Below are 23,435 nucleotides of genomic sequence, written 5' to 3'. Positions count from 1 at the left end.
AGCGTTTCGGTGCAGGTGAGGCGCTGAGTACGGCCGGCAGAACAGGGGACGATCGGTCGGCACGGACCGTTCATGGCGGCGAAAATGAGATGTGCCCCGTCCTGAATGGCGGAAAGTCGGCACATCACTTTTCGGACACCGGTCATCCGCCATCTCCACCTCCGCCCCGCCCATGAACGAGCGGTCCCACGGAAGTTGAAGTCTAGACAGTTCGCCGGCCGGTGAAGGTATTGCAGCAGTAAAGGGTGTGCCAGGAATCTCGTGGTCTGCACACCTATCCTTCGTAAGTCACGGAAACGGTGGGACGGCCCGGCGTATCTTTTCGTTCTTCACCAAGCATCAACGTGTGCAGTGAGTTCTCACCGGGTGTTCACCGGGGCCCGCCGACCCCGCCCGACGCCTCAACGCGACGCCCACCACCTGCCTGGCGAGGAGGAGAACGGGGTGCGCCGGGGCTCGGCAGCGGCAAGGGTGAACATCACGCGACGCGCCTGCGCGACCAGCAGTCAGGCGGCCTGGCAGCGGCCTGGCCACCCCGCAAGCCGATGTTCGGTGGCTCCCCCGCCTTCCCGAACCACCAGCGCGCCCGCCGGCCACGGTTCGCAGACCCGGTCAGGACGACGGACCTCCCGCCGGCCCCCAACTGGTCCTCCAAAATGATCAAGGGCTGGTTTCGGGTTGCTCCGAAACCGGCCCTGATCTACGACCAGCCCGCTGTGACGATTCCCTGAGTGGAACCCGTCAAGAGGGAGCGCGGCCCGCCCGGGCTGCGAACTCCGTTCCACGCGCGGGGCCTTGGGACATGCGGCCGGATACGCCGGGGCCGGCGGCGAGGCATGCTTGTGCCGCACGAGCCCCGTGTAGTGGGGTGTCCGCATGAAGATGAGAAGCATGGCGGCCCTGACCGCGATCCTGGTCGTGGCCCCGTTCGCAGCGGTGGCGCCCGGTCCTCAGGCAGCCGCCCAGAACCGCCCCGGCGGCTCGGCGCGATCCGTCGAATCGACGATGGTCGGCGGCATCGACCTCGACACCGTCACCATCCCCGAACTACAGGCCCGTATGGCCCGCGGCTCACTGTCCTCGGTCCGGCTGACCTCCGCCTATCTGCAGCGGATCAAGGCCGTCGACCCCAAGATCAACGCCGTCCTGCAAACCAGCCCGACGGCCCTGGGGCAGGCTGCGGCCAGCGACATCAGGCACCGCCTCGGCCGGACGCGCGGTCCACTGGACGGCATCCCCGTCCTGCTCAAGGACAATCTGGACACCCGAGACATGCCGACGACCGCCGGCTCCCTGGCCCTGGCGGGGAAGCCGCCGCGGTCCGACGCCGAACTCGTGGCGAAGCTGCGGGCGGGCGGCGCGGTGATACTCGGCAAGGCCAACCTCTCCGAGTGGGCCAACTTCCGTGCCGCGAGGCCAACTTCCGGCTGGTCGGCGGTGGGCGGCCAGACGCACAACCCGTACGTCCTGGACCGCAACCCGTGCGGCTCGTCCGCCGGTTCGGCCGCCGCCCTCGCCGCCTCGCTGGCGCAGGTGGCAATCGGCACCGAGACGGACGGCTCCATCGTCTGCCCCGCCGGGATGAACGCCGTCGTCGGCCTCAAGCCGAGCCTCGGCGTGGTCAGCCAGGCGGGCGTCGTGCCGATCTCGGCCGAACAGGACACCGCCGGCCCCATGGCCCGTAACGTCATCGACACCGCGCTCACCCTGTCGGTCATCGGCGGCACCGCCACGACCCGGGACCTCGCAGAGGCGGCGGCCCGCCCCGGCTCACTGCGCGGCAAGCGGATCGGCCTGTGGCGGCTGCCGGTGCTCGGCACCGAGGTGGAGGCCCTCATGACGCGCACCGCCGAGCAACTGCGGGGCGCGGGCGCCGAGGTCGTCGAAGTGGACCTCCCCTACCAGGACCGGCTGACCGAACTCGAATTCCCGGCCCTGCTCAGCGAGTTCCACCGGGACATCGACGCCTACCTCGCCACCCGGAAGGGCCCGCGCGACCTCGCCGAACTGATCGAGTTCAACCGGACGCACCCGCAGGAGCAGGCCTGCTTCGCCGGCCAGGAGCTGTTCGAACAGGCCCTTGTCGCGCCGCCCACCACGGACCCGGAGTACCGGGCGATGCGCGCGGAGCTGGCGGACCTGTCCCGCCGCTCCATCGACGAGGTCATGGCCGAGCACGACCTGGACGCGATCGCCTCCCCGGCGAACCCGCCCGCGTGGACGACGGACTGCGCGCGCGGCGACAACGACGTGATCCCGTCGTCCACGCCCGCCGCCGTGGCCGGCTACCCCTCACTGTCGGTGCCCGCCGGCTTCGTGGGCGAGCTGCCGGTGGGCCTGCTCCTCATGGCGGGCAAGGGCCAGGACGCAGACCTGCTGACCCTGGGCGCGGCCGTTGAGCACCGCCTGGACGGCCGCCAGGCGCCCCGCTACCTGCCGACGCTCCCGGCCGTCGGCTGAAACCCCGGCGACGGCACCGGACCCCAGCGGCCCGGTGCCGTCGCCCCACCCGGAGCGGCCCTGAGCGCGTACACACGTTCGACTGAGTGGCGCGGCCCATAAGGGCTTCGGCGGCTGTCGACGACCATCGGTCCATCTACCGCGTCGGAGGCATCGACACCACCCAGTGGATCTGGACCGCGCGGCGTCAGACCACACCCCGCGCCCGGCGGGCTGACCGACAAGGGCACCAAGGGCAAGCGGGCCCGGAAGGTTCCCATCGTCGAGGAGGTCCGCCCCCTCGTCGCCCAGCGCATCCTGTCCGCCGGCCCCCATCCGGCCGCGCGCCTGTTCACAGGCGCGCGGCCGACGCATCTCCACCGCCGTCCTGCGCGACGCCACACACTGGGACGACGTGGTCACCAAGCTCGGCTACGAGCATCTGCGCCGCCACGACCTCCGGCACACCGCACTCACCTGGTTCACCGACGCCGGGGTCCATGTACACGTCCTCCGCAGGATCGCCGGCCACGGTTCACTGGCCACCACCCAGCGCTACCCGCACCCGGACGTCCACAAGATCACGGCCGCCGGGGCGGCGCTCTCTGCCCACTTCAACGTGCTGCGCGCACCACGCTCACTGCCGAGCCCCATCGTCATGACCCGCTGACCCGCTGACCCGGTGACCCGTTGACCCGGTCGAGGACGCCGGATCCCAGCTGGTCCCCAACTGGTCCCAAAAATGATCAAGGGCTGGTTTCGGATTGCTCCGAAACCAGCCCTTGATCTACGACTGTCTCCAGTCGGGACGACAGGATTTGAACCTGCGACCCCTTGACCCCCAGTCAAGTGCGCTACCAAGCTGCGCCACGTCCCGTCGCGTTTCCCCGGTTTTCCCCGGTTGACCGCGCAGGACAAACATTACCTCACTCGGAGGACCGTATCGACGCCCGTGCCTGTTGGGCGCGGGCGGCGAGCCCCTCGGCGCCGCAGGCCATCGCCTGCTTCTGGGCGCGGGCGAGCTCCCGGTGCGAACCGATCGCGATTCCGTAGTCGACTCGGGCGAGGGCGTGCTCGTAGGCGGAGGAGGACTTCTCCAGGTGCCCCACCGCCTGGGCGAGCAGTTGCGCGGCCCGCTCCGGGGGTGCGAAGAGGGCGACGCAGCGGAGCGCCTCGCCCATGGCGGTGGGCGTCCCGAACCTCTCGGCGTGCACGCGGTTCCGGGCGGCGAGGTGGGCCGCGCGGGCCGGGTCGTCGTCGGCCAGGGCCCGCGCCAGGTCGCCGGCCCAGGGAGCCCAGACGCCGTTGAAGCGTTCACGCGACTCCAGAACCGCGCCCGCCGCTTCGAGCTCGGCGATCGCCTCCTCCTTGCGGCCCTCCGCCAGCAGCAGACGGCCCCGCATGGATGGCCCGTCGGGCAGCACCATGGCGCTGGGGTAGGGCGGGCCGAAGTCGTAGCGGTCGGCGATGCGGCGGGCCTCCTCAGTGCGCCCGCGGGCCAGCAGGGTGTCGATGAGCAGGCAGGCCGCGTCCCAGTGCACGGGGAGTCCGGAACCGACGCGGTCGGCGAGGCGGAGCCCCTCGCGCAGGAAGCCCTCGGCCTCGGCGAGGCGGCCGCGACGGCGGTGGACCATGCCGAGAAAGGTGTGCGCGAACGCCAGGTGGGCCCCGCTCCAGCCGGAGATCTCGAAGGCCCGTACCGCTTCGCCGAAGAGGCTCTCGGCGCGGTCCAACTGGTCGACGAAGGTGTAGGCGATGCCGACCATGGTGGGGAGTTCGAAACCCCACTCCGAGTCGGTCCAGCCGAGCCCCCGGGCGGGACTGCCGTCGATCAGGGCGCGTTCGCACAGGTCCACGATGAGCTGGGCGTTCTCACCGCGCATCATGGCGTCGAAGGCCCGCAGCGTGAGCAGCGCCCGCTCCGCGTTGTCGCGGCCCTTGAGGTGGTCGGCGTTGCGGGTGAGCCGCCGGGAGCGGGCGGGTCCGTCGTCCTCGGTGGCCTGCATGCCCTCCCACATGAAGTGCGCTGCCTGCAGCCGCATCAGGCCGGGGCCGGGTGCGGTGCGCGCTGCCTCGGCGGCCAGCGAGAGCGCCGCGTCCTTGAGCTGGTTGTTGTGGGCGAGCGCGGCGGCGAGGCGGAAGGTGGCGTCGACCCGCAGCCCGTCGTCGAGCCCCGGCATGTCCAGGGCGGCGCGCAGGTGCTGGACCGTGGTGGGCGGGGAGCTCAGCAGCGTCGCGCAGCCCAGCTCGTACAGCAGGACGGCCCGGTCCTTGGGGCGCGGCGGCTCCTCCAGTGCCCGTTCCAGGCAGCGCCGGGCCGCTTCGGGGGCACCGACGGCGAGGTGCTGGCCGGCGGCTTCCCGTAGTTGCGCGACCAGTTCCTGGTCGTCGTCCGGGTGGACCTCCAGCAGGTGCCGGGAGGCCGCGGCGGCGCCGAGGCCGGCCCGGGTGATCGCCCAGGCGGCGCGCCCGTGCATGGCGGTGCGGGTGGCCGGCGGGATCGAGCGGTAGACCGCCGTCGCGATCAACGGGTGGACGAACTCCAACGGGTCGAAGCCGCTGACGATACGGGCGTCACGCAACCGGGCCGTGCAGTCGGCGGCCTCCGCCGAGCTCATTCCGGCGAGTGTGGCGGCCAGTTCCTGCGAGATGTCGGTACCCAGCACGGCGGCTGCCCAGGCGAACCGGTTGGCGTTCGTGCCGAGCCGTTCCAGGCGGGCGACGAGGCCGCTGCCCTTGGCGGACGCGCCGAGTTCGCGCAGTTCGCCCGCGGATTCCTCCACCGGCGGCAGTTCGCGGTCCTGGACCTTGGCGACCAGTTCGACCGCCTCGTACGGATTGCCTCCGGTGACGGCCCACACCTCACGGCAGAACGGGTCGTCGGCATGATCACCGAGGCCCGCGCGGACCAGCACGGCGGTGGCGTCCGGGGTCAGAGCCCGCAGGGCGACCCGGATCACCGTCCCCTGACCGCCGAAGCCGCGCTCGGCCTCACGGTCGGCGATGTAGTTGGCGTCGCGCTCGGCCAGCTCCTGCGGGCGGTGGGCCTGCACCACCAGGAGCGGCAGTTCACCGAGACGGGCCGTGAACGAGGCCAGCCAGGCGAGGGATTCACCGTCCGCCCAGTGCGCGTCGTCCACGATGAGCAGTAACGGCCGGTGGCTGAGCCGGGACGCGAGTCGGCCGACGACGAAGTCCAGACCGTCGCGCACACCCTGCGGATCGGGCTGCGGCCCGCTCGGCTCGGCGAGTCCCAGGGCCGGGGCGGTCGTCTCGTACCAGTCGCCGAACAGGGCGCGGGTCTCGTCGGGCGGGAACTGATCGAGTGCGGGCTGCAACAACTGCCGTACGACGTGGAACGGTACGGAGGTGATGGTCTCGCCTCCCCGGGCGGACCAGACGGTGCAGCGGTCGGCGGCCATCCTCCGGATCTCCGCGAGCAGTGCGGTCTTGCCGATCCCCGCCTCTCCGCTGAATACCAGGAGTCCGCCGACGGCCTGCGCACCACAGAGGGCGTCCACCGCCTCCGCGGCGGCGGCGAGTTCCGGTTCACGCTCGTACAACGGTTGGGACGGCTTCATGCCCACCCTTCCCACAGAGGCAGTCTTCTCGACGGTCGAGCCTAGTCGTGCGCGGGTGCTCGTCGACAGGGTTCGCGCGATTCTCCGCAGGTGCGGGGCACAATCGAGGGGTGAACGAGACGCGCAGAGACCGTGATGCCGAGGGCCGGGCGCGCAACGCGCGCCCCCGTGACGGGCTGGGACGCCCCCTGCCGTACGGCACGCCCGGCGTCGAACGACAGCCGGAGGGGGTCGTCCGCACGCCCTCGGAGACGCTCCGGGAGGCGCAGCGACTGCTGGACGCGGGAATGCCGTTCCACGCGCACGAGGTCTTCGAAGACGCCTGGAAGTCGGGTCCGGAGGACGAGCGTGAGCTCTGGCGCGGCCTGGCCCAGCTCGCGGTGGGGCTGACCCATTCCGCGCGGGGCAACACCGCGGGCGGCGCGCGGCTGCTGCGCCGGGGCGCGGGGGCGCTCGCCCCGTTCACCGCGTCCGGGCCGCACGGGATCGCGGTCGCGGGACTGTCCGACTGGGCCCGGCGGTTGGCGAACCGGGTGGAGGCAGGCCCGACGGTTGACGCGGCGGCCGAGGCGCCCCGCCTGCGGAGGTAGCCCGAAGGCCGGGGCCGGGGCGCGGCCAGGAGCGGAAGAACCGGGTCCGCGGGTCCCGGCTCCGTGCAGCTACTACGATCCGGCTCCATGAGCACTTCTGACCAGGCCCAGGACCACGACCAGCACCGGGACCAGCACGCGAAGGACGGGGGCCCCGACTGCCTGATAGCCGACGCCGCCGCGGAGACGGAAGCGGCCACGGAGACGGCTACGGCTACGGTCGGAGTCGATGTTCCCGGTGGTGAGGACCGTGGGGACGGTCAGGACGGTCAGGACGGGAAGAGACTCACCCCTCGCCAGGCCCGGCGGCTGCGGATCGTGCTCTCCTCGGTGGGCATGGCGGCGATGGCCCTCGTGCTCGGGCTGCGCATCGCGAGCCGCTCGTCGGTGCTCGTCGTCGGCGTCTACGGGCTCGCGCTCATCTTGTGCGGCGTGGTCATCGAGCTGAGCAGGAACGGACGCACCCGGCTGGCCAGCTGGCTGCTGGGAACCGGGCTGCTGGCCGCCGTGGGAGCGGACTGGCTGCTGCTCCCCTGAGGAGGCGGTCCGGCGGTCCGGCCCCCTCAGATCAGCAGCAGTTGAAGTCCGCCGATCACCGTCGCGCCGATGACGATCCGGTCGAAGACCTTCTGGTTGATCCGGTCGACGCACACCCGGCCCAAGTAGGCGCCGGGCAGGACGAACAGCAGCAGGCAGGCGTCGAGCAGCAGGGAGCGGGCGTCGATCAGGCCGAGGCCCACGCTGAACGGCACCTTGGACACGTTCAGGATCAGGAAGAACCAGGCCGAGGTGCCAAGGAAGCCGAGCTTGCGGAAGCCGGCCGAGAGCAGATAGAGCGACATCACCGGCCCGCCGGCGTTGGCCACCATCGTGGTGAACCCGCCGAGAACCCCATAGCCGCGCGCGGCGGTCCGACCGGCGCCGGTAGCGGCTTCGTCAGCCGCGGCGGGACCGGTGCCCGCCTCGGTCCCGGTCTCCTGCTCCCCGGTCCCGGTCGTCTTCTCCGCGATCCGGCGGCGCCACAGGGTCACGCCCGTCATGAACAGCAGGATCGCGCCGATGGAGGTACGGACCGCAGCGTCGTCGGCCCACAGCAGGAACAGGGCGCCCGCCACGACGCCCACGGCGACGGCGGGGAACAGCCGGAGCAGGGTGGGCCAGTGCGCGTGACGGCGGTAGACGCGTACGGCGAGGAGATCGCCGACGATGAGGATCGGGAGCAGCACCCCGGTCGATTCGCGGGCCGGGAGAACGGCCGCGAAGACCGCGAGGCTGATCGTATTGGCACCGCTGACAGCTGTCTTGGAGAAGCCGACGAGGGTGGATGCCGCCGCGAGTGCGGCCAGTTGCCAGAGGCTGATGGTGTCCATGTCGGGAAAGATGCTAAGCGCACCGGTTTTTGGCCGCTGGGCCCTTACCCTCGCCCCTCCATGAGCGTTTGATCGATTTAGCCCGCTTTTGATTGATCCATTGACCCTCTTCGATCAGTCGCTCAGGATTCCCGCATGACCGTCTCCCCTGGCGCCCTTTTCGAACTCCTCCCGGAAGACCGCGCGTCGAGCCCGTACACCGGATACACCCGCGCCCACTGGGAGGCGGCCGCCGACGGGATGCTGGACGCCGCGTGGAAGTGGGCCACGCCGCGTGGCGCCCGGCTCGACCTGCCCGGTCCCCCGTCGCACTCGGGCGTCCGCTCCGACGGGCTGGAGGGGTACGCGCGCACGTTCCTGGCGGCCGGCTTCCGGGTCGCGGGGGCGGGTGGCAAGGACCCGAACGGCTGGCTGGAGCGGTACGCGGACGGGCTCGACGCCGGTACGCGGGCACCGGGCCGGGACGACGCGGAGTCCTGGCCGCTGATCCTGGACCACGATGTGCGGGGGCAGCCCATGGTGGAGTCGGCCTCGGTGGCCCTCGGGCTGCGGCTCACCCGGCCCTGGCTCTGGGACCGGCTGACGCCCGACGTGCGGGACCGGGCGGAGCACTGGCTGCGGGGCTCGCTGCGGCACGTTCCGGCGGGTAACAACTGGTACCTCTTCCCGTACACCGTGGCCGGCTTCCTGGATTCGGTGGGCCGGGGCGACGCGGAGACGGCACGGGCCCGGGAGCGGGCTCTGGAGCTGCTGGAGAGCTGGTACCGGGGCGACGGCTGGTACGCCGACGGGGACGGGCGCGCCTTTGACCACTACAACGGCTGGGCGCTGCACCTGTATCCCCTGCTCGACGCCCATCTCTCGGGCGACGCACGGGAGTCGGCGCGGCACGGGGCGCGGTTGCGCGAGCATCTGGAGAGCTTCGCGCTGATGTTCGGCGGCGACGGGGCCCCGCTGCATTTCGGGCGCTCGCTGACCTATCGCTTCGCCGCCTGCGCGGGTGTGGGTCTGGGCGCGGTGACCGGGCACACACCACTCGCCCCGGGGGCGTCCCGGCGGGTGGTCAGCGGGGCGCTGCGGTACTTCCTGGAGCGCGGCGCGGTCGACGGGAGCGGGCTGTTGAGCCTCGGCTGGCACGGCCCGCACGCGGCGACGCTGCAGTCCTACTCCGGCCCCGCGTCACCCTATTGGGCGTCGAAGGCGTTCGTGTCCCTGTTGGCTCCCGCCGAGCATCCATTCTGGTCGTCGCCGGAGGAGGCGGCCCCGAGCGAGGGGCCCGACCGGGTGTTGTCCGTGCCCGCGGCGGGCTTTCTGGTGCAGTCGACGCGGGCGGACGGCGTGGTGCGGCTGCACAACCACGGCAGCGACCATGTCCGCCCGGACGAGGGCGAGTCCGCGGCCGACGAGAACCCGCACTACGCGCGGCTCGCGTACTCCACCGTGACCGGGCCCACCTCGGCGGCGAACACCGCGGACAACCATCTGTCGTTGACGGTCGGCGGGGCGCGCAGCGCACGGCGGCGCATCCATCCGCTCGGGTCCGGGCACGGCGACGGCTGGGGCTGGGCGGCCTCCTGGCACCTGCCGGTGTTTCCGGCGGGCCCGCCCACCGTCCCCGGGCTGCGGGTGGAGAGCGCGATCGTGGCGCGGGGCTGCCATGAACTGCGGGTGCACCGGGTGCTGGGCGCGCCGGACGGGGCGCGGGCCGAGCTGACGGGCTGGGCCACCGACCCCGGCGGCACGGTGCGCTCACGGTTGTGGGGGCTGCACGGCTGGGAGGCTGCTGAGAACGTACGGGTCCCGCAGGGGACGGCGTTCGCCCGTTGGGCGACCGTGCCCCGGCTCGCCGCCGAGGTGACCGGCACGGTGGTCCTGGCCGCCCTGGCCTCCCTCACCGCCGGCCCGGAAGCCGACCCGGAGCCCGCCGAGGTGGTGGGCCGGGTGTGGGTGACCGGTGACACGGTCGAGGTGCGCTGGACGCAGGACGGGGCGCGGACGCGGATCACGTTCGGCGGTGCGGTGGTGACGGTGGATCACGGGCCGGAGGGCACCGACGCCTGAGGCCTCGCGGCGCGGGCACCGCCGCCTGAAGCCTCTCGTTCGGATCAGGCCGGATCGGCGGTCAGACCTGAACGCGTGATCGGGCCTCGTATGGTCCGCCCTCACCTCATGGACAGCGCTCCTCCCTCCCGTACGCGCGAAGGCCCCGCCCGGAGGTCCGGACGCGGCCTCGACGCCGGTCGGCAGGGGTCGGCGGGGGCGGTGCGTGCGGGCACCGCCGGGACGAGGGGCGCGGGTCAGCGGGCGCTGGGGATGTCCCGCCCGTGCAGACGTCCGCGCTGCGGGTCGAAGAGCTGCGCCGCCGCTCCGGCGACGACCAGGCCGGCGGCGATCAGAAGACCGTGGCCCACGGCGATCCCGGTGCCCAGTGCGGCGAGCCCGACGACGAGCCACACCCAGGCGTTGCGGCGGCGGTACTCGCGCGGGGGGCGCGGGGTCCCGCCGGACATCGCCTCGACGAACCCGGGATCGTCGCGACGCAGCTGCTCTTCGAGGTCACGCAACCGCCGGTCGTGCGTGGGCATGGTGTCTCCCTCCCGGTACGGAAACCCTCTCGGCTCCTGTTCTCCGGACCCCGCGGTGCGGCACGGGCCAGGGCCCCCTGGGGCCCTGGCCTCATGGTCGTCGGGGGAGGCCGCCGGGGACCATCGGGGACAGCACCCATTTCCGGGGGTGCGCACCATGCAGACCGGGCGCGCGGGGTGCCGGGGCTGGGCGGCGACGGCCGGCCCCGCGCGCGGCAGCGATAGTGGAGGCTGTCAGCGCGCCTGTCCGACCCGACCTCCGAAGGAGCCGTTCGACCTTGTCCCTGTTCTGGCGGATCTTCCTGCTCAACGCCGCCGTGCTGGTGGCGGCCGGCGCCCTGCTGCTGCTCGGGCCGATCACCGTCTCCACCCCGGTCCTGCTGACCGAGGCCATGATCCTGACCGGAGGCATCGCCTTCATGCTCGCGGCCAACGCGGCCCTGCTCCGGCTCGGCCTCTTCCCGCTCCAGCGCGTCACCCGCGCGATGACGACCACCGATCTGCTGCGTCCGAGCCCGCGCCCCGAGGTCGCGGGTCACGGTGAGATCGCCGCGCTGATCGAGACGTTCAACACGATGCTGGACCGGCTGGAGGCCGAGCGGGCCACCAGCAGTGCCCGCGCGCTCTCCGCGCAGGAGGCCGAGCGGCGCCGTGTGGCGCAGGAGCTGCACGACGAGGTCGGACAGACGCTGACCGCTGTCCTGCTGGAGCTGAAGCGGGTCGCCGACCACGCCCCGGAGCCGCTGCGCGGGGAGTTGCGGCAGGTCCAGGAGATCACCCGGGGGTCGCTCGACGAGATCCGCCGGATCGCCCGCCGGCTACGGCCCGGGGTGCTGGAGGAACTGGGCCTGGTGAGCGCGCTGACGGCGCTGATCACCGAGACCCCGACGCCGGACGGGCTGACGATCCGCCGCCGGATGGCCAAGGATCTGCCCGAGTTGGGCGCCGAGGCCGAACTGGTCGTCTACCGGATCGCGCAGGAAGCCCTCACCAACACCGTTCGGCATGCCCGCGCCACCCGGCTCGAACTGTCGCTGCGGCGCGGCCCCGGCGGAGTGGAGCTGCGCATCCGCGACGACGGCCGCGGCCTCGGGAACGCCCCGGAGGGGGCGGGCCTGCGCGGTATGCGCGAACGCGCTCTGCTGATCGGCGCCGAGGTCTTCCTCGGTCCGGGTCCGCAGGGCGGCACCGAAGTACGTCTCGATATGCCCGTCCCGAACGGAAGCAAGTGACCATGCCCACCTCACCGTCCATCGCCACACCTTCCAGGGGCGCGACCGCTCCGACCCGCATCCTGCTGGCGGACGACCACGCCCTCGTGCGCCGCGGCGTCCGGCTGATCCTCGACGGCGAGCCGGACCTGACGGTCGTCGCCGAGGCGGGCGACGGCGCCGAGGCCATCGAGATGGCCCGCGCCGAACGGCCCGACCTGGTCATTCTGGATATCGCGATGCCCCGCCTGACCGGCCTCCAGGCGGCGCGCGAGCTGTCCCGGGTCATGCCCGGCCTGCGGATCCTGATGCTCACGATGTACGACAACGAGCAGTACTTCTTCGAGGCGCTGAAGGCGGGGGCGGCCGGGTACGTCCTCAAGTCGGTCGCGGACCGGGACCTGGTGGAGGCCTGCCGGGCGGCGATGCGCGACGAGCCGTTCCTCTACCCGGGCGCGGTGACCGCCCTCATCCGCGACTTCCTCGACCGCGCCAGGGACGGCGAGGACCTGCCGGCGCGGGCCATCACGGAGCGTGAGGAGGAGATCCTCAAGCTGGTCGCCGAGGGCCACTCCTCCAAGGAGATCGCCGACCTGCTCGTCATCAGTGTCAAGACCGTGGAGCGGCACCGCGCCAACCTGCTCCAGAAGCTCGGTCTGCGCGACCGCCTGCAGCTCACCCGCTACGCGATCCGCGCCGGGCTGATCGAACCCTGACCGGCGGGATCGAGGGCGGCGCGGGCAGTTCATGTGATTCTCACCCGGTCCGCATAGGGTGCCCCCGTGACCCAGATGACCCCGCCCGGCTGGCATCCAGACCCCGGGCACTCAGGCAATGGCCCCGCTCAGGAACGCTGGTGGGACGGAGCGCAGTGGACCGGCCATGTCCGCGCGTCGCCCGGCGCGGCGCGCCGTCGCGGGATCCGCGTCGGCGTCGGTGTGACGGTGGGCGCGGTGGTGCTCGCCGCCATCGGGGGCGGTGTGTATCTGCTCGGCGAGGACAGCGGCGGCCGGCCGGACACCGCGGCCTCCTCGCCGTCCGCCGTCCCCGACCCGCCGGGCGCACCGGACGGCGGCGAGAAGGACGGCCAGGAGGGCGACGGGGAGAACGGCGGGGAGAACGGAGACGATCAGGGACCCGGCGACCGGCTCCCGCCGGCCGAGCCGGGCTTCGCCACCGACCTGGCCGCGGGGATCAGCCTTCCGGTGCCCAAGGGCTGGAAGGGAACCTCCGGGGCTGTCGGCGCCGGACTGACGACGGGTGAGCACGCGTGTCCCGGCGACACCGCCGAGACCTGTGTGCGCGGCGGGGTGTTCTCCGCCCCGGCGGCTGCCATGAAGCTCACCGCGGGGACGCCCGAGGAGGCGGCCAAGAAGGACATCGCCCTCAACGCGCAGGAGTCCTACGGCGGTAAGAGCTACGGGAAGATCTCCTCGCACGAGGAGCTGAAGTCCGAGGCCGTCACGGTGGCGGGCGGCAAGGGCTATGTCGTGCGCTGGAAGGTGGTGACGGAGAAGGGCGACGACGGCTACGTGGAATCGCTGGTGTTCCCCTCCCCCACGGCCAAGGACATGCTCGTCGTGGTCCGGTCCGGGTTCGACGTCAACAAGGACGCGCCGAAGCTGTCCGTCCTGGACGACATCACCCGCGGCATCAAGGCCGCGTCCGGTGCCGGAGGAGGAGGCGGAGCCGTCTGAACGGCCCCGCTCGGCTCGTGTGACCGGCGGGGCCCGGACCGGATACGCGGATACGGTCCGGGTCCCGCCGTTTCGCTGTCGGGTACTCCGTCCCGTCAGCCCGTGGCCGTTGCCGGGTCGCTGACCCCGGCGGCCCCCGTCTCGACATGACCGGCGAAGCGGCGCAGGAAGACCGGGTCGCCCTCGGCCGTGACGGACACGTCGTACCAGCGCTTTCCCGCCCTCAGGTCCATGGTGCGCGACACGGTGGCGCCGGGCCGGACGGTGACCGACTGCTCCGCTCCCCCGTAGGCGTCGGCGTTGGCGAGCGTGAGGCGGACTTCGGTGTCGCCGGGGTTGGTGAGGGTCAGGTCGAGGTTGCCGCTCCCGTCGTTGTGGCGGGCGGCGACCTCGGGACCGACGGTGGAACCCGGGCTCCTGAACGTACGGAGGAAACCGTTGGGGCCATGGACCGTGAGGTCGTGGGTACCGCCGGAGTAGGCGGAGTTCCAGGCGTCCGACACCGTCCGGCCGGCCTCGGCGGTGTACGTCCACGGGGCGTCGGTCCGGTTCCCGGAGGTGACGTAGAACTGCGCGCCGGCCGCCGTGCCCGGGCTGAAGGTGAGCGCGATCTTCCCGGTGCCCGCGTCGACGGCACCGTCGACGTACGGGGCGTACGGGAGCGGCCAGGCGGGTCGGCTGCCCGGCTCCTGCTTCGGCAGCGATCCGACGGCGGGCGGGGTGGGCCGGTAGTCGGGGTGACGTTCGCGGTCCGGGGGCTCGTAGGCGGAGGTGTCCGGCAGGTCGCCGGGGGCGGGCCCGGTGCGGGCGAAGTCGAAGGCGGAGGTCAGGTCGCCGCAGACGGCACGCCGCCACGGTGAGATGTTCGGCTCGCGCACGCCGAAGCGCTGCTCCATGAACCGCAGCACCGAGGTGTGGTCGAAGGTCTCGGAGCAGACGTAGCCGCCGGTGCTCCAGGGCGAGACGACCAGCATCGGGACGCGCGGCCCGAGGCCGTAGACACCGGGGCCGTACGAGGCGCCGCCCGCGTACACCTCGGTCGAGGTGTCGGCCGTGGACAGGCCCTGGTCGGCCGAGGTCGGCGGATAGGGCGGCACGACGTGGTCGAAGAAGCCGTCGTTCTCGTCGTAGGTGATGAACAGGGCTGTCCGGCTCCACACCCCGGGGTCGGACGTCAGCGCGTCCAGCAGCCGCGCGATGTACCAGGCTCCGTAGTTGGAGGGGAAGTTGGAGTGCTCGGTGAAGGCCTCCGGGGCGGCGACCCAGGAGATCTGCGGCAGTGTTCCGGCCCGGACGTCGGCGGCGATGCCGTCGAAGTAGCCGTCGCCGCCGGCCACGTCCGTGCCGGTGCGCGCCTTGTCGTACAGCGGGTTCCCGGGCCGGGCGTCGCGGTACGTGTCGAAGTAGAGCAGCGAGTTGTCGCCGTAGTTGCCCCGGTAGGCGTCGTCGATCCAGCCCCAGCCGCCGGGCCCGTCCAGGCCGTCGCCGATGTCCTGGTAAATCTTCCAGGAGACTCCGGCCTCTTCCAGTCGTTCGGGGTACGTCGTCCAGCCGTAGCCGCGCTCCTCGTTGCCGAGGACGGGTCCGCCACCGGTGCCGTCGTTGCCGGTGTGCCCCGACCAGAGGTAGTAGCGGTTGGGGTCGGTGGCCCCGATGAACGAGCAGTGGTAGGCGTCGCACACGGTGAACCGGTCGGCGAGCGCGTAGTGGAACGGGATGTCGTCCCGGGTCAGATGCGCCATCGTCGTCGGCGTCTTGGCCGGGATCCAGCGGTCGTACCGCCCGTCGTTGTACGCCCGGTGGCCGCCCGCCCAGTCGTGGTTGAGGCCCTGCAGGAACTGCATGCCCAAGTCGTCGGCGGTCGGGTGGAACGGCAGGGTCTCCTTGCCCGTCGCGTCGGCCTGATGCCAGACGGACTTGCCGCTCGGCAGCGTCACGGGCCGCGGATCCCCGAACCCCCGCACGCCTTTCAACGCCCCGAAGTAGTGGTCGAAGGAACGGTTCTCCTGCATCAGGACGACGATGTGTTCGACATCCTGGAGCGTCCCGGAGGCCCGGTGGGCGGGGATGGCGGCGGCGCGGTCGATGCTGCCCGACAGTGCGGCGAACCCCGCCGTCGCGCCGGCTATCCGGAAGAAGCGGCGCCGATTCATATCAGCCATGAGTGAGGGGCCTCTTGGAGTGTGGGGGAACAGAAGCGAACAGGATGTTCCAAGAGAATCGAACAGAAAGGAAGGGGTCGTGACGGACCGGTTAACGCCGTATGAGTTCCTCCAGGAGTTCGGCGAGGAGACCGGGGTGCCCCACGAACGGGGAGTGGCCCGTCCGCCACTCACGTACCTCCGTGCACCGTGCGGCCATCTTCCGTTGCAGAACGGGGTCGATGACCCGGTCCTGGCCGCAGACGACGTAGGTGGAGGGCGTGTCCTTCCAGCTGTGGTGGAGCGGGACTCCTCGTCCGCAGCCGGGGGCTTGCGGACGGAGCAGGCCGGCCGCCCAGGCGGCCAGGGGTTCGGAGCAGCCGTTGTAGAGAACCTCGGTGGCCGACTCGGGACGCAGACTGGTCGATCCGTCGGGCTCGGGGTTGATCGCCTCCTGGAGTCGCGGCGACGCCCCGCCCAGGGTGGCCGCGCTTTCGCCGGTGTCCGGCACGAAGGCCGCCAGATAGACCAGCTGTCCCACTCCGCGCACCCCGGTGATCACCGACCCGCCGTAGGAGTGGCCGAGCACGAGGGGAGGCTCCGCCAACGCGTCAACGGCGGCCTGGACCGCCGCGGTGTCGGCGGACAGCGAGCCTCGGTGGAGCTCGGGCACGACGACCTCGATTCCCGCGGTCCGCAAGCGTTCCGCCACCCTGCCGAAGTGCTCGGGACAGTGGTACAGGCCATGAACCAGCAGTACGACAGACAGAGCGTCCGCCTCCTCACGTAACCTTCCGACAGCTGGAAATATACGACGACAGCGAGGACCGAGAATGAACAGTCCGGCGATTGTGTCGAGAGAAGAATGGTTGGCGGCCCGGAAGGAACTACTGGCGCGGGAGAAGCAGTTCGACCGGGAACGGGACGCGCTCAGCGCACAGCGCCGGGCCCTTCCCATGGTCGAGGTCACCGAGCCGTACGTCTTCGACGGTCCGGACGGCACGGCAAGCCTCGTCGACCTGTTCGACGGTCGCAGCCAGCTCATCGTCTACCACTTCATGCTGGCACCCGACTGGGAGGCCGGCTGCACCGGGTGCTCGCTCCTCGCCGACAACATCGGCCACTTGGCGCATCTGCACGCGGCCCGGACATCATTCGCCGCGGTCTCGCGCGCGCCTCTCGCGAGGATCACGAAGTTCCGTGAACGCATGGAGTGGACCTTTCCCTGGTTTTCCTCCCACGGCACGTCGTTCAACTACGATTTCCACGTCACCATGGATGAATCCGTGACGCCCGTTCTCTTCAACTTCCGCACGAAGGAAGAGCTGCGGGAGGCCGGAGTCGGATCCTGGGCCCTGAGCGGCGAACAGCACGGCCTGAGCGTCTTCCTGCGCGAGGACGACCGGGTGTTTCACACCTACTCGACGTACTCGCGTGGCACCGATCTCCTCAACGGCACCTTCAACTACCTGGACCTGACCCCCCTCGGGCGCCAGGAGGAGGCCGGGATCATGGACTGGGTCCGCCACCACGACGACTACGGCGGTTAGCCGTCAGACGAGGTCGTCAGGCGAGGTCGTCGAGCGGCCGGAGGAAGCGGCGTTCGTACCGCTTGATGCAGCGGGTGTCACGGGCCAGCCGGAACGCCTCCTGGCACTCCGGGTCGGACATGCTGTCCTTACGGTACTGCTCGTACGCGGCAAGACCGGGAAAGGAGAAGAGGGCGTAGGCGATGTCGCTGTCGCCCTCACTCGGCAGGAAGTAGCCGTGGTGCGTTCCGCCGAAACGGTTGACGAGGCGGACCCAGCGGCGACCGTACTCCTCGAAGTCCTCGAGCTTGTCCGCGTCGATCTCGTACTTCAGATGAATGGTGATCATGCCTGCATGATGCCGTGTGCCGGTTCGGACCTCGTGAGCGGGGACGTCGGCATGGGCAACGCCTGGGCAAGGCCCTCCCGCGCCGGTTCCCAGGCCGCCGAGCACAGGGACTCGGCCACGGCGGCCGTGTAGCGGGCGGCGGCCAGCCAGTGGGAGGCGAACCCGTCCGTGTCGGCGGGGAGCAGGCGGCCGAACAGATCGCGGTCGCGTTGGGCCGCCGATGCGCACAGGGCGGTGAGGAGTCCGGCGGCCGTAGGGAGACCCGCGCGGCGGATCCGGCGGGTCTCGGCGGTGACGTCGCCGAGCAGGCCGAGGGCCGCACGGCCCGCCGGGACCGTCTGTTCCACCCGGCGCTCCAGGAGGTACAGCGGCGGGTGCGCGCCGGAGTCTTCGGGCCAGGGCGGGGCGGGGTGCACGGGGGCGTTCGGGTCCGGGAGGTCGGCCCGGCGCAGACGGTCGAAGCCGAGGTCGATCGTGCCGTCGCCAGAGGGATGCGAGCAGGCGAGAAGGGTGAGCCGGGGGTGGGGGGCGGGCACCAGACGGCCGATGATCCGCAGCCGCGTCCCCGGTGCCGCGGCCAGCAGCATCACGTTGTCACGATGGGCCAGCGCGGGGTCGTCGTCGGCGACGGCGAGCCGGACGAGAACGCCGCCCTCGCACCGCGCGAGCAGGCAGGAGCCGCCCGACTCCCGTACCGCACCGAGGAGTTCGACGTCCAGGAAGAGCAGGTCGCTGCCGCCGCCCGCCGGGTCCGCGTAGCGGGCGGTGGACCGCAGGGCGCGGGCGGCCTGTTCGGACGGCGGCGTCTCCCACAGGGCGGCGAGCGGCGTTTCCGTCCATGCCGCACCCCGGGCGGTCACGGCCTTGACGCCCTTCCCGGCTCCCAGTCTGCCGTCCGGCGACGCCGTCGCCCCGGAGACCGCCAGGCCGGCCCGGCCCAGCTCCCGGTGGGTGAGCGCGCTGTCCCCCAGGCGCACGGCCCGGTCGGCCACGCCCAGGGCGCGTCCGACGCCGCCGGGCGCCACGTCGCCGACCGTGAAGAGGCGGCCGTCCGATGCGGCGACCCAGGTACGGACGCCGCCGTGCCCCGAGTCGGTGACGACGGGTTCGGTGAACAGGCCGTACAGGCGCAGCGAGCCGTCCGGGCTGTACGGGCGGCGGGCCCGGCCTCGGACGGCGGCCAGCTCCGTCCCGGACGTCGTCCCCACCCGGTGCGCGGTGCCGAGGAGTTCGGCCAGGGCCGTGACGAGGTCGGCCGTGCGGTAGGACGGGTCACCTGCGCGGGCCGCTCGCAGCAGGGTGACGACGGACAGCGCGGCGGCCGCGGCACGGGGCAGCTGCCGGAGCCGGGCGGTGTGCGCGGCGCGGAGAAGGGCCGACTGGGTGACGGCGCCGGCCCCGTCGACGCCGGCCTCCAGCACGGCGGCGCCCGCCGACCACAGGGCGCCTGCGGCGGCGCGCTGGGCCGGGCTCGCCACCTCGGGCGGGGAAGCGGAGTCGGGAGCGGGAGCGGGAGCGGAGGCCGGGTCCGTCACGGAGCCGGGTGCACGGGCCGGGCCCGCTGGCGAGCCGGGTCCGGGGGCCTCCGCGGTGGGCCGGTCGACGGGCTCGGGCGGCAGGTCCGCCGCGGGGGCGGCGCAGGCGGCGGCCGCGCGGTGGACGCACGCGGGGGCGAGGAGGCAGCCGCAGGTGATGGCGTCGGTCGTCGCCACCACGCCGCCGCCCGGGGCGTGCAGGCGCAACTCGGTCTCGGCGTCGATCTCGATCGTCACCGTGTCCCCGTCGCGGCGCTTCGGGCGGGCGTCGATCTTCGTGACCGCCGCGTCCAGCCGCTTGCGCAGCCGGGGCGAGAGGTCCTCCACGAGCGTGGCCGTGACCTCCGGTGCGACGGGTGGCAACCGGTCGTCGTTCATGCGGTCTTCTCCCCTATCCAGCGGGCCAGTTCGAGTGGGCTGAGGGCCGCCACGGGCATGCCGGCGGCCACGAGCTGCCCGGCGACGCCCGTCGAGTAACGGGGCCGGCCGGCGTCGTCGAGGCTCGCGCACCCGAGGACGTGGCAGCCGGTGGTCACCAGGGCCCGCACCTCGGCCAGCAGTCCGGCGAGGGGCGCGCCCTCCTCGAAGTCGCTGATGACGACGGTGAGGGTGCGGCTGGGCACCTCGATCAGACTGCGGGCGTGCCGCAGCCCGGCGGCGATGTGCGTGCCCCCGCCCACGCTCACCTCCAGCAGGAGGGAGAGGGGATCGTGCACATGGCCGGTGAGGTCGACAACCTCCGTGGAGAAGGCCAGGAAATGGGTGCTCAGCGTCGGCACCCCGGCGAGCACCGAGGCGGTCAGCGCGGACCAGATCGTGGAGGACTCCATGGATCCGGAGACGTCGGTGACCAGGATCAGGCGCCAGTCGGCAGACCGGCGGGCACGGCTGCGGAACACGGGATTCTCCGGGATCACCTGGATCGTTCCGTCGGCCGTGCGGCGGGCGGTGGCCAGGTTGGCCCGCAGCGTGCGCGGCAGGTCCAGCCTGCCGCCCGGGCGGCGGGTGGGCCTGGCCGACATCGTGCCGGTGAGGGCGGGGCGCAGCCGGGTGGCGAGCTGCCGGGTCAGTTCGTCGACCAGGTGGCGGACCAGGGGGCGGAGCGCCGCGAGGCGGGCTTCGGGGAGCCCGCCGGCGTACCGCAGGATCGTCCGGAGCAGTTCCACGGAGGGGGTGGCGGCCGCCGGGTCGAGTTCGGCGAGGACGTCCTGTCGCCCTGTCACGGCCGCGGCGGCGAGGACCTCCTCGCGGACGCCGGGGCCGAACAGCGCGGCCAGCTCCTCGGACCACTCGCGGACGCCGGGGAACGACGGCTCCCGGCCACCGCGCGGTCCGGAGCCGCCGTGACCGGGCAGGCCGCCGCGGGATCCCTCGCCGTGTCCCGCGCCGTACAGCTCGTCCAGAGCGGTCGCCAGGCGGGCGGCGCCGGACGGCAGTTGATCGGCGCGCCGGCCGAGCACGAGCCGCCAGCGGTCGGCGGGCGCGAGGGTCCGCGCGGGGGCGCCCTCGGTGGAACCCGTGGAAGGTACGGGGGTGGGTGCGGTGTCGGGTGAGGGGGTGTGTTCGGCGGAGGGTACGGGGGCGGGGTCGGCGTCGGGCGGGATGGCGGGCTCGGCGTCAGGTGCGGCGGCGGGCTCGGTGCCGGGTGTGGCGGTGGGACTCGTTGTCGTGGGGCTCGTTGTCGTGGGGCTCGTTGTGGTGAGGCTCGTTGTCGTGGGGCTCGTTGTCGTGGAGCGGCCGGACTGCGGTGGGGCCGGGAGCCGGTGGTTCCGCTCGGGTGGCGGGACGGGCAGGCCGAGGCCGGTCAGGAGTTCGCGGGCCGCGAGGTCGGCTGTCGTCCGGCGGGCCAGCTCGATCGGGTCGTCCGCGTCGAGGGTGTCCACCCGTTCACCGAGCCGCTCCTCGACCGTGTCCAGCAGCCGGTCCCGGGCGGCCGGGCTCAGGGTGTCGAAGCCACCCCGCAGGGCCGGCAGCCGGGCAAGGAACGCGGTGTCGTCCAGCTCGACGACCCGGTGCAGCAACGGGTCCAGGGCACCGACGCCGACGGTCAGCAGCGGGCCGGCCACCGTCAGGACGCCGGTGAGGCGGGCGGTGAGCGCGGCCCTGGAGGCGCTGCCCACGGCTCCGTCCACCCAGGAGGCGACGCGCTCCCCGAAGGACTCGGCCTCCTCGTGGCCCGTGAGCACCCTGACCGCTCCGGCGGCCGCGGCGATCAACGGGGTGCCGTCGGCGGCCAGCCGGGCGAGGGCGCCGGTGAGCCGGATGCCGCCCACCCGGTCGGCCCGCTGGGCCAGTTCGAGCAGGGCCCGCGCGTCCTCGGGGTCCTCGGAACCGGTCAGACCGTCGACCTGGCGTACCGCGGCCGAGGTCAGCAGTTCGGCCGCGTGCGCGGTACGGGCGGCACGGGCGCTGGTGTCCGGGGCCGTGGAACCGTCGGGCGAGGCGATCCCGGGCAGGTGGCCGGCGTCCACACGATCCAGCAGGTCCAGCCCGGCGAGAAGTTCGGGAAGGGCCCCGCTCGCGGGGAGTACGGCGGCGAGTTCCGTCAGCCGCTCGTCGGCCAGGGCGGGGAGTCCGCACTCGGCGGCCTCCGCGAGGCCGCCGACGACCTGGGCGGCCGTTGGACCGCCCTCCGCGCGCTCGGCCGCGTGCCGCTGCCGCAGCACGCCCTCGGCCGCCTGGGCCGGGGTGACGCCGCGGGCCCCGGCAGCGGTGAGCATCGCGGCCGTCGCCGGGGTCCACCGCACCTGCCAGCGCGTCGTCAGTCCTTCACCGCCCGCCGCACCGGCCACCCCCTGCTCCTGCGCGTAGGGGATGCCGCACACCGTCAGTCTGCGCAGCAGCAGTTCGCGGCGTCGGTCCAGGGTGGAGCGCGCCGGGTCCAGCCGGAGGTCGCGCGGTGTCTTCTCGTGCGCGTCCTCCGGCCCGGGCAGCGCGAGCGCCGCGGCCTCGGCCTCCACGGCGGGGCCCAGTCCGCTGCGCGGCGCGGCTGGTGCGGGCCGCCCGGTGCGGGTGCCGACCAGTACGCGTTCGAGGGCTCCGGCGACGGCGCGGCCCGTGCCGTAGGTCTCTCCGCGCCCGAGCACCGTCTGTACGGCTTCGAGGAGTTCACCGCGACCGGGGGCGGGCAGGCCGCGCAGGCGGGCCAGGTCACCGGCCACCCGGACGACCTCGCGGCCGTCCGCCGGGCCGTAGGGGTGGCCCTGTTCGCGGAGGGCGGCGCAGACGCGGACCGCGGTGCGGATCAGCGCCTCGTGCAGCGCCGCCGGGTCCCCGGCCGCGTCCAGGACGGTGTGCTGCCACTCCGGGTCCCGGATGCCGGCCGGGTAGCCGGAGCGTGAGTCGAGCAGCGGGTACGTGTACGGGACCAGGGAGACCGTGCAACCGGTCGTCGTCCCGGCGGTGCCGTGCAGGTGGCCGTCCGCACCCTCCGCACCCGGCTCGGGCGCGGCGGCCCGGTTCGGCGTTTCCGTGCCGGTCGCCGCTTCCGGCGTTGCGGGTGCCTCCGGCGCTGCTGATGCTTCCGGCGCTGCCACCGCTCCGGGCGCAGCTGGTGCTTTCGGTTGTTCCGGCGCTTCCGGCGCTTCCGGCACTTCCGGCACTTCCGACGAGTGCGGCGCGCGGCTCTCCGTGGCGGACGTCAGCAGCGCCGGGGTGTGGAAGGCTCCCACCACCACGGCGGGCCGCCGCCCGCTCGCCAGGGCCTCGGTGACATGTCGGCGCATGCACGCCTCGCGCACCAGGTCCGTGCCGTGCACACCGCCCCGCGCTTCGGCCTCGTAGCGCAGTGCCCAGCCGGTGAGCAGGGCGGCGCGGCGGAGCGCCTCGGGTGTCGAACCGGGCGCGAGGGCCTCCACCAGCCGGTCCCACAGGTCGTCGCCCTCGCGGCCGGTGAGCCGGGACCGGAGCGCGGCGGACAGCCCGCGCCCCTCCTCCGGCGCCGGTGCGGAGTCGGCGCCGGGGACCGGAGCGGGGTTGTCGGGGCCGCCCCCGGCCCACGCCCGGTCGGCCAGCGGCAGATCGCAGGCCACGGCCGGGACCCCGTTTCTCGCCGCCCAGCGCAGGGCGACCAGCTCCGGCGAGAAGTCGGCGAACGGGTAGAAGGCAGGCCCCCGTTTGTCTGCCGGGCCGGCGCCGGGCCCGTCCGCGGGCACGGCGGCCAGCGCGACCGGCGCCTCGGTCTCCTCGTGGGCGAGCCAGCCCAGCCACGGCTGGAACTCGGCGGGAAGTTCGACGAGGAGGACGTCGGGGGCCGCCGCGTCCAGCAGCGCCGGGAGGGCGGCCGCCAGTGAGGGCGCGTGGTGACGCACCCCGATCAGGAACGGCTGCCCCGGGCCGGTCGCCGCGAGGGCCGCCACCGCGGCCTCCGAGGTGGACCGCGCCCCGGGGATGGTCGACTCGCTCATCC

16 protein-coding genes, 1 tRNA gene and 1 pseudogene are annotated in these 23,435 nt (G+C 73.0%); 9 read left to right on the top strand and 9 right to left on the bottom strand.

Annotated elements, in window-relative coordinates; translation table 11 throughout:
• Positions 1-876: 876 nt before the first annotated feature.
• Positions 877-2,460, top strand: a complete 1,584-nt coding sequence (locus D581_RS0101805) for an amidase family protein (protein ID WP_026290090.1) — start codon at positions 877-879, stop codon at positions 2,458-2,460.
• A gap of 140 nt (positions 2,461-2,600) precedes the next feature.
• Positions 2,601-3,109: pseudogene (locus tag D581_RS01000000136680) on the top strand (tyrosine-type recombinase/integrase); the annotation flags it as partial.
• Between the two features lie 133 nt (positions 3,110-3,242).
• On the opposite strand, the gene D581_RS0101795 reads toward D581_RS01000000136680, so the two are convergent.
• Both D581_RS0101795 and D581_RS0101790 read right to left on the bottom strand, forming a co-directional pair.
• Positions 3,243-3,316 (bottom strand) — tRNA-Pro (locus tag D581_RS0101795).
• 49 nt (positions 3,317-3,365) lie between these two features.
• Positions 3,366-6,020 carry an ATP-binding protein gene (locus tag D581_RS0101790; protein WP_026290089.1) on the bottom strand — a complete coding sequence of 885 codons (2,655 nt, stop codon included), beginning with the start codon at positions 6,018-6,020 and terminating at the stop codon, positions 3,366-3,368.
• Between the two features lie 110 nt (positions 6,021-6,130).
• On the opposite strand from D581_RS0101790, the gene D581_RS0101785 reads away from it, so the two are divergent.
• Together D581_RS0101785 and D581_RS0101780 are read left to right on the top strand one after the other, a co-directional pair.
• Complete coding sequence (locus tag D581_RS0101785; RefSeq protein WP_018955511.1) at positions 6,131-6,610, top strand: DUF309 domain-containing protein; 480 nt, start codon at positions 6,131-6,133, stop codon at positions 6,608-6,610.
• An 87-nt stretch (positions 6,611-6,697) separates the two neighbouring features.
• The gene (locus D581_RS0101780) at positions 6,698-7,147 is read left to right on the top strand and encodes a hypothetical protein (RefSeq protein ID WP_026290088.1); all 450 of its coding nucleotides are present in this window, start codon (positions 6,698-6,700) and stop codon (positions 7,145-7,147) included.
• A 26-nt stretch (positions 7,148-7,173) separates the two neighbouring features.
• On the opposite strand, the gene D581_RS0101775 is transcribed toward D581_RS0101780, so the two are convergent.
• Positions 7,174-7,980 carry a sulfite exporter TauE/SafE family protein gene (locus tag D581_RS0101775; protein WP_018955509.1) on the bottom strand — a complete coding sequence of 269 codons (807 nt, stop codon included), beginning with the start codon at positions 7,978-7,980 and terminating at the stop codon, positions 7,174-7,176.
• 135 nt (positions 7,981-8,115) lie between these two features.
• Between D581_RS0101775 and D581_RS0101770 the strand changes: the two genes are divergently transcribed.
• Complete coding sequence (locus tag D581_RS0101770) at positions 8,116-10,041, top strand: DUF2264 domain-containing protein (protein ID WP_018955508.1); 1,926 nt, start codon at positions 8,116-8,118, stop codon at positions 10,039-10,041.
• A gap of 236 nt (positions 10,042-10,277) precedes the next feature.
• On the opposite strand, the gene D581_RS0101765 is transcribed toward D581_RS0101770, so the two are convergent.
• A complete protein-coding gene (locus D581_RS0101765) occupies positions 10,278-10,565 on the bottom strand; it encodes a DUF3040 domain-containing protein (RefSeq protein WP_018955507.1) in 288 nt (95 codons plus the stop codon).
• 278 nt (positions 10,566-10,843) lie between these two features.
• Here D581_RS0101765 and D581_RS0101760 point away from each other — a divergent pair, with 278 nt between their 5' ends.
• The 3 genes from D581_RS0101760 (at position 10,844) to D581_RS0101750 (ending at position 13,473) form a co-directional block, all read left to right on the top strand.
• Entirely contained in the window at positions 10,844-11,797 is a 954-nt protein-coding gene (locus D581_RS0101760) for a HAMP domain-containing sensor histidine kinase (protein WP_018955506.1), read from the top strand.
• 2 nt (positions 11,798-11,799) lie between these two features.
• Positions 11,800-12,492: a response regulator gene (locus D581_RS0101755; protein WP_032752453.1), complete on the top strand. Its 693-nt coding sequence runs from the start codon at positions 11,800-11,802 to the stop codon at positions 12,490-12,492.
• Between the two features lie 75 nt (positions 12,493-12,567).
• The gene (locus D581_RS0101750; protein ID WP_078625579.1) at positions 12,568-13,473 is read left to right on the top strand and encodes a DUF2510 domain-containing protein; all 906 of its coding nucleotides are present in this window, start codon (positions 12,568-12,570) and stop codon (positions 13,471-13,473) included.
• A 95-nt stretch (positions 13,474-13,568) separates the two neighbouring features.
• On the opposite strand, the gene D581_RS0101745 is transcribed toward D581_RS0101750, so the two are convergent.
• Entirely contained in the window at positions 13,569-15,635 is a 2,067-nt protein-coding gene (locus tag D581_RS0101745; RefSeq protein WP_026290086.1) for a phosphocholine-specific phospholipase C, read from the bottom strand.
• A gap of 91 nt (positions 15,636-15,726) precedes the next feature.
• Positions 15,727-16,383: an alpha/beta hydrolase gene (locus tag D581_RS0101740; protein ID WP_078625577.1), complete on the bottom strand. Its 657-nt coding sequence runs from the start codon at positions 16,381-16,383 to the stop codon at positions 15,727-15,729.
• A gap of 64 nt (positions 16,384-16,447) precedes the next feature.
• On the opposite strand from D581_RS0101740, the gene D581_RS0101735 reads away from it, so the two are divergent.
• Positions 16,448-17,164 (top strand): DUF899 domain-containing protein, encoded by a 717-nt coding sequence (locus D581_RS0101735; RefSeq protein ID WP_026290084.1) that lies wholly within the window; start codon positions 16,448-16,450, stop codon positions 17,162-17,164.
• 16 nt (positions 17,165-17,180) lie between these two features.
• Here D581_RS0101735 and D581_RS0101730 read toward each other — a convergent pair whose 3' ends face one another.
• From D581_RS0101730 to D581_RS0101720, 3 genes are read right to left on the bottom strand one after another with little or no spacing between them, the layout of a single operon-like run.
• Positions 17,181-17,492: an NIPSNAP family protein gene (locus tag D581_RS0101730; RefSeq protein ID WP_018955500.1), complete on the bottom strand. Its 312-nt coding sequence runs from the start codon at positions 17,490-17,492 to the stop codon at positions 17,181-17,183.
• Positions 17,489-19,405 (bottom strand): hypothetical protein, encoded by a 1,917-nt coding sequence (locus D581_RS0101725; RefSeq protein ID WP_018955499.1) that lies wholly within the window; start codon positions 19,403-19,405, stop codon positions 17,489-17,491. Before D581_RS0101725 ends, D581_RS0101730 begins: the two co-directional genes overlap by 4 nt.
• Complete coding sequence (locus tag D581_RS0101720) at positions 19,402-23,433, bottom strand: DUF5682 family protein (RefSeq protein WP_018955498.1); 4,032 nt, start codon at positions 23,431-23,433, stop codon at positions 19,402-19,404. Before D581_RS0101720 ends, D581_RS0101725 begins: the two co-directional genes overlap by 4 nt.
• Between the last annotated feature and the right edge of the window lie 2 nt (positions 23,434-23,435).

Source organism: Streptomyces sp. CNB091 (assembly GCF_000377965.1).
The sequence above is the reverse complement of the archived record's forward strand: the minus strand, read 5'-3'. Positions and strand labels throughout refer to the sequence as shown.

Excerpts from the sequence above, each read along its gene's own strand:
- D581_RS0101720 (WP_018955498.1), bottom strand. The coding sequence starts at position 23,433 with ATGAGCGAGTCGACCATCCCCGGGGCGCGGTCCACCTCGGAGGCCGCG.
- D581_RS0101745 (WP_026290086.1), bottom strand. The coding sequence starts at position 15,635 with ATGGCTGATATGAATCGGCGCCGCTTCTTCCGGATAGCCGGCGCGACG.
- D581_RS0101775 (WP_018955509.1), bottom strand. The coding sequence starts at position 7,980 with ATGGACACCATCAGCCTCTGGCAACTGGCCGCACTCGCGGCGGCATCC.
- D581_RS0101770 (WP_018955508.1), top strand. The coding sequence starts at position 8,116 with ATGACCGTCTCCCCTGGCGCCCTTTTCGAACTCCTCCCGGAAGACCGC.
- D581_RS0101805 (WP_026290090.1), top strand. The coding sequence starts at position 877 with ATGAAGATGAGAAGCATGGCGGCCCTGACCGCGATCCTGGTCGTGGCC.
- D581_RS0101730 (WP_018955500.1), bottom strand. The coding sequence starts at position 17,492 with ATGATCACCATTCATCTGAAGTACGAGATCGACGCGGACAAGCTCGAG.
- D581_RS0101725 (WP_018955499.1), bottom strand. The coding sequence starts at position 19,405 with ATGAACGACGACCGGTTGCCACCCGTCGCACCGGAGGTCACGGCCACG.
- D581_RS0101750 (WP_078625579.1), top strand. The coding sequence starts at position 12,568 with ATGACCCCGCCCGGCTGGCATCCAGACCCCGGGCACTCAGGCAATGGC.
- D581_RS0101755 (WP_032752453.1), top strand. The coding sequence starts at position 11,800 with ATGCCCACCTCACCGTCCATCGCCACACCTTCCAGGGGCGCGACCGCT.
- D581_RS0101780 (WP_026290088.1), top strand. The coding sequence starts at position 6,698 with ATGAGCACTTCTGACCAGGCCCAGGACCACGACCAGCACCGGGACCAG.
- D581_RS0101790 (WP_026290089.1), bottom strand. The coding sequence starts at position 6,020 with ATGAAGCCGTCCCAACCGTTGTACGAGCGTGAACCGGAACTCGCCGCC.
- D581_RS0101765 (WP_018955507.1), bottom strand. The coding sequence starts at position 10,565 with ATGCCCACGCACGACCGGCGGTTGCGTGACCTCGAAGAGCAGCTGCGT.
- D581_RS0101735 (WP_026290084.1), top strand. The coding sequence starts at position 16,448 with ATGAACAGTCCGGCGATTGTGTCGAGAGAAGAATGGTTGGCGGCCCGG.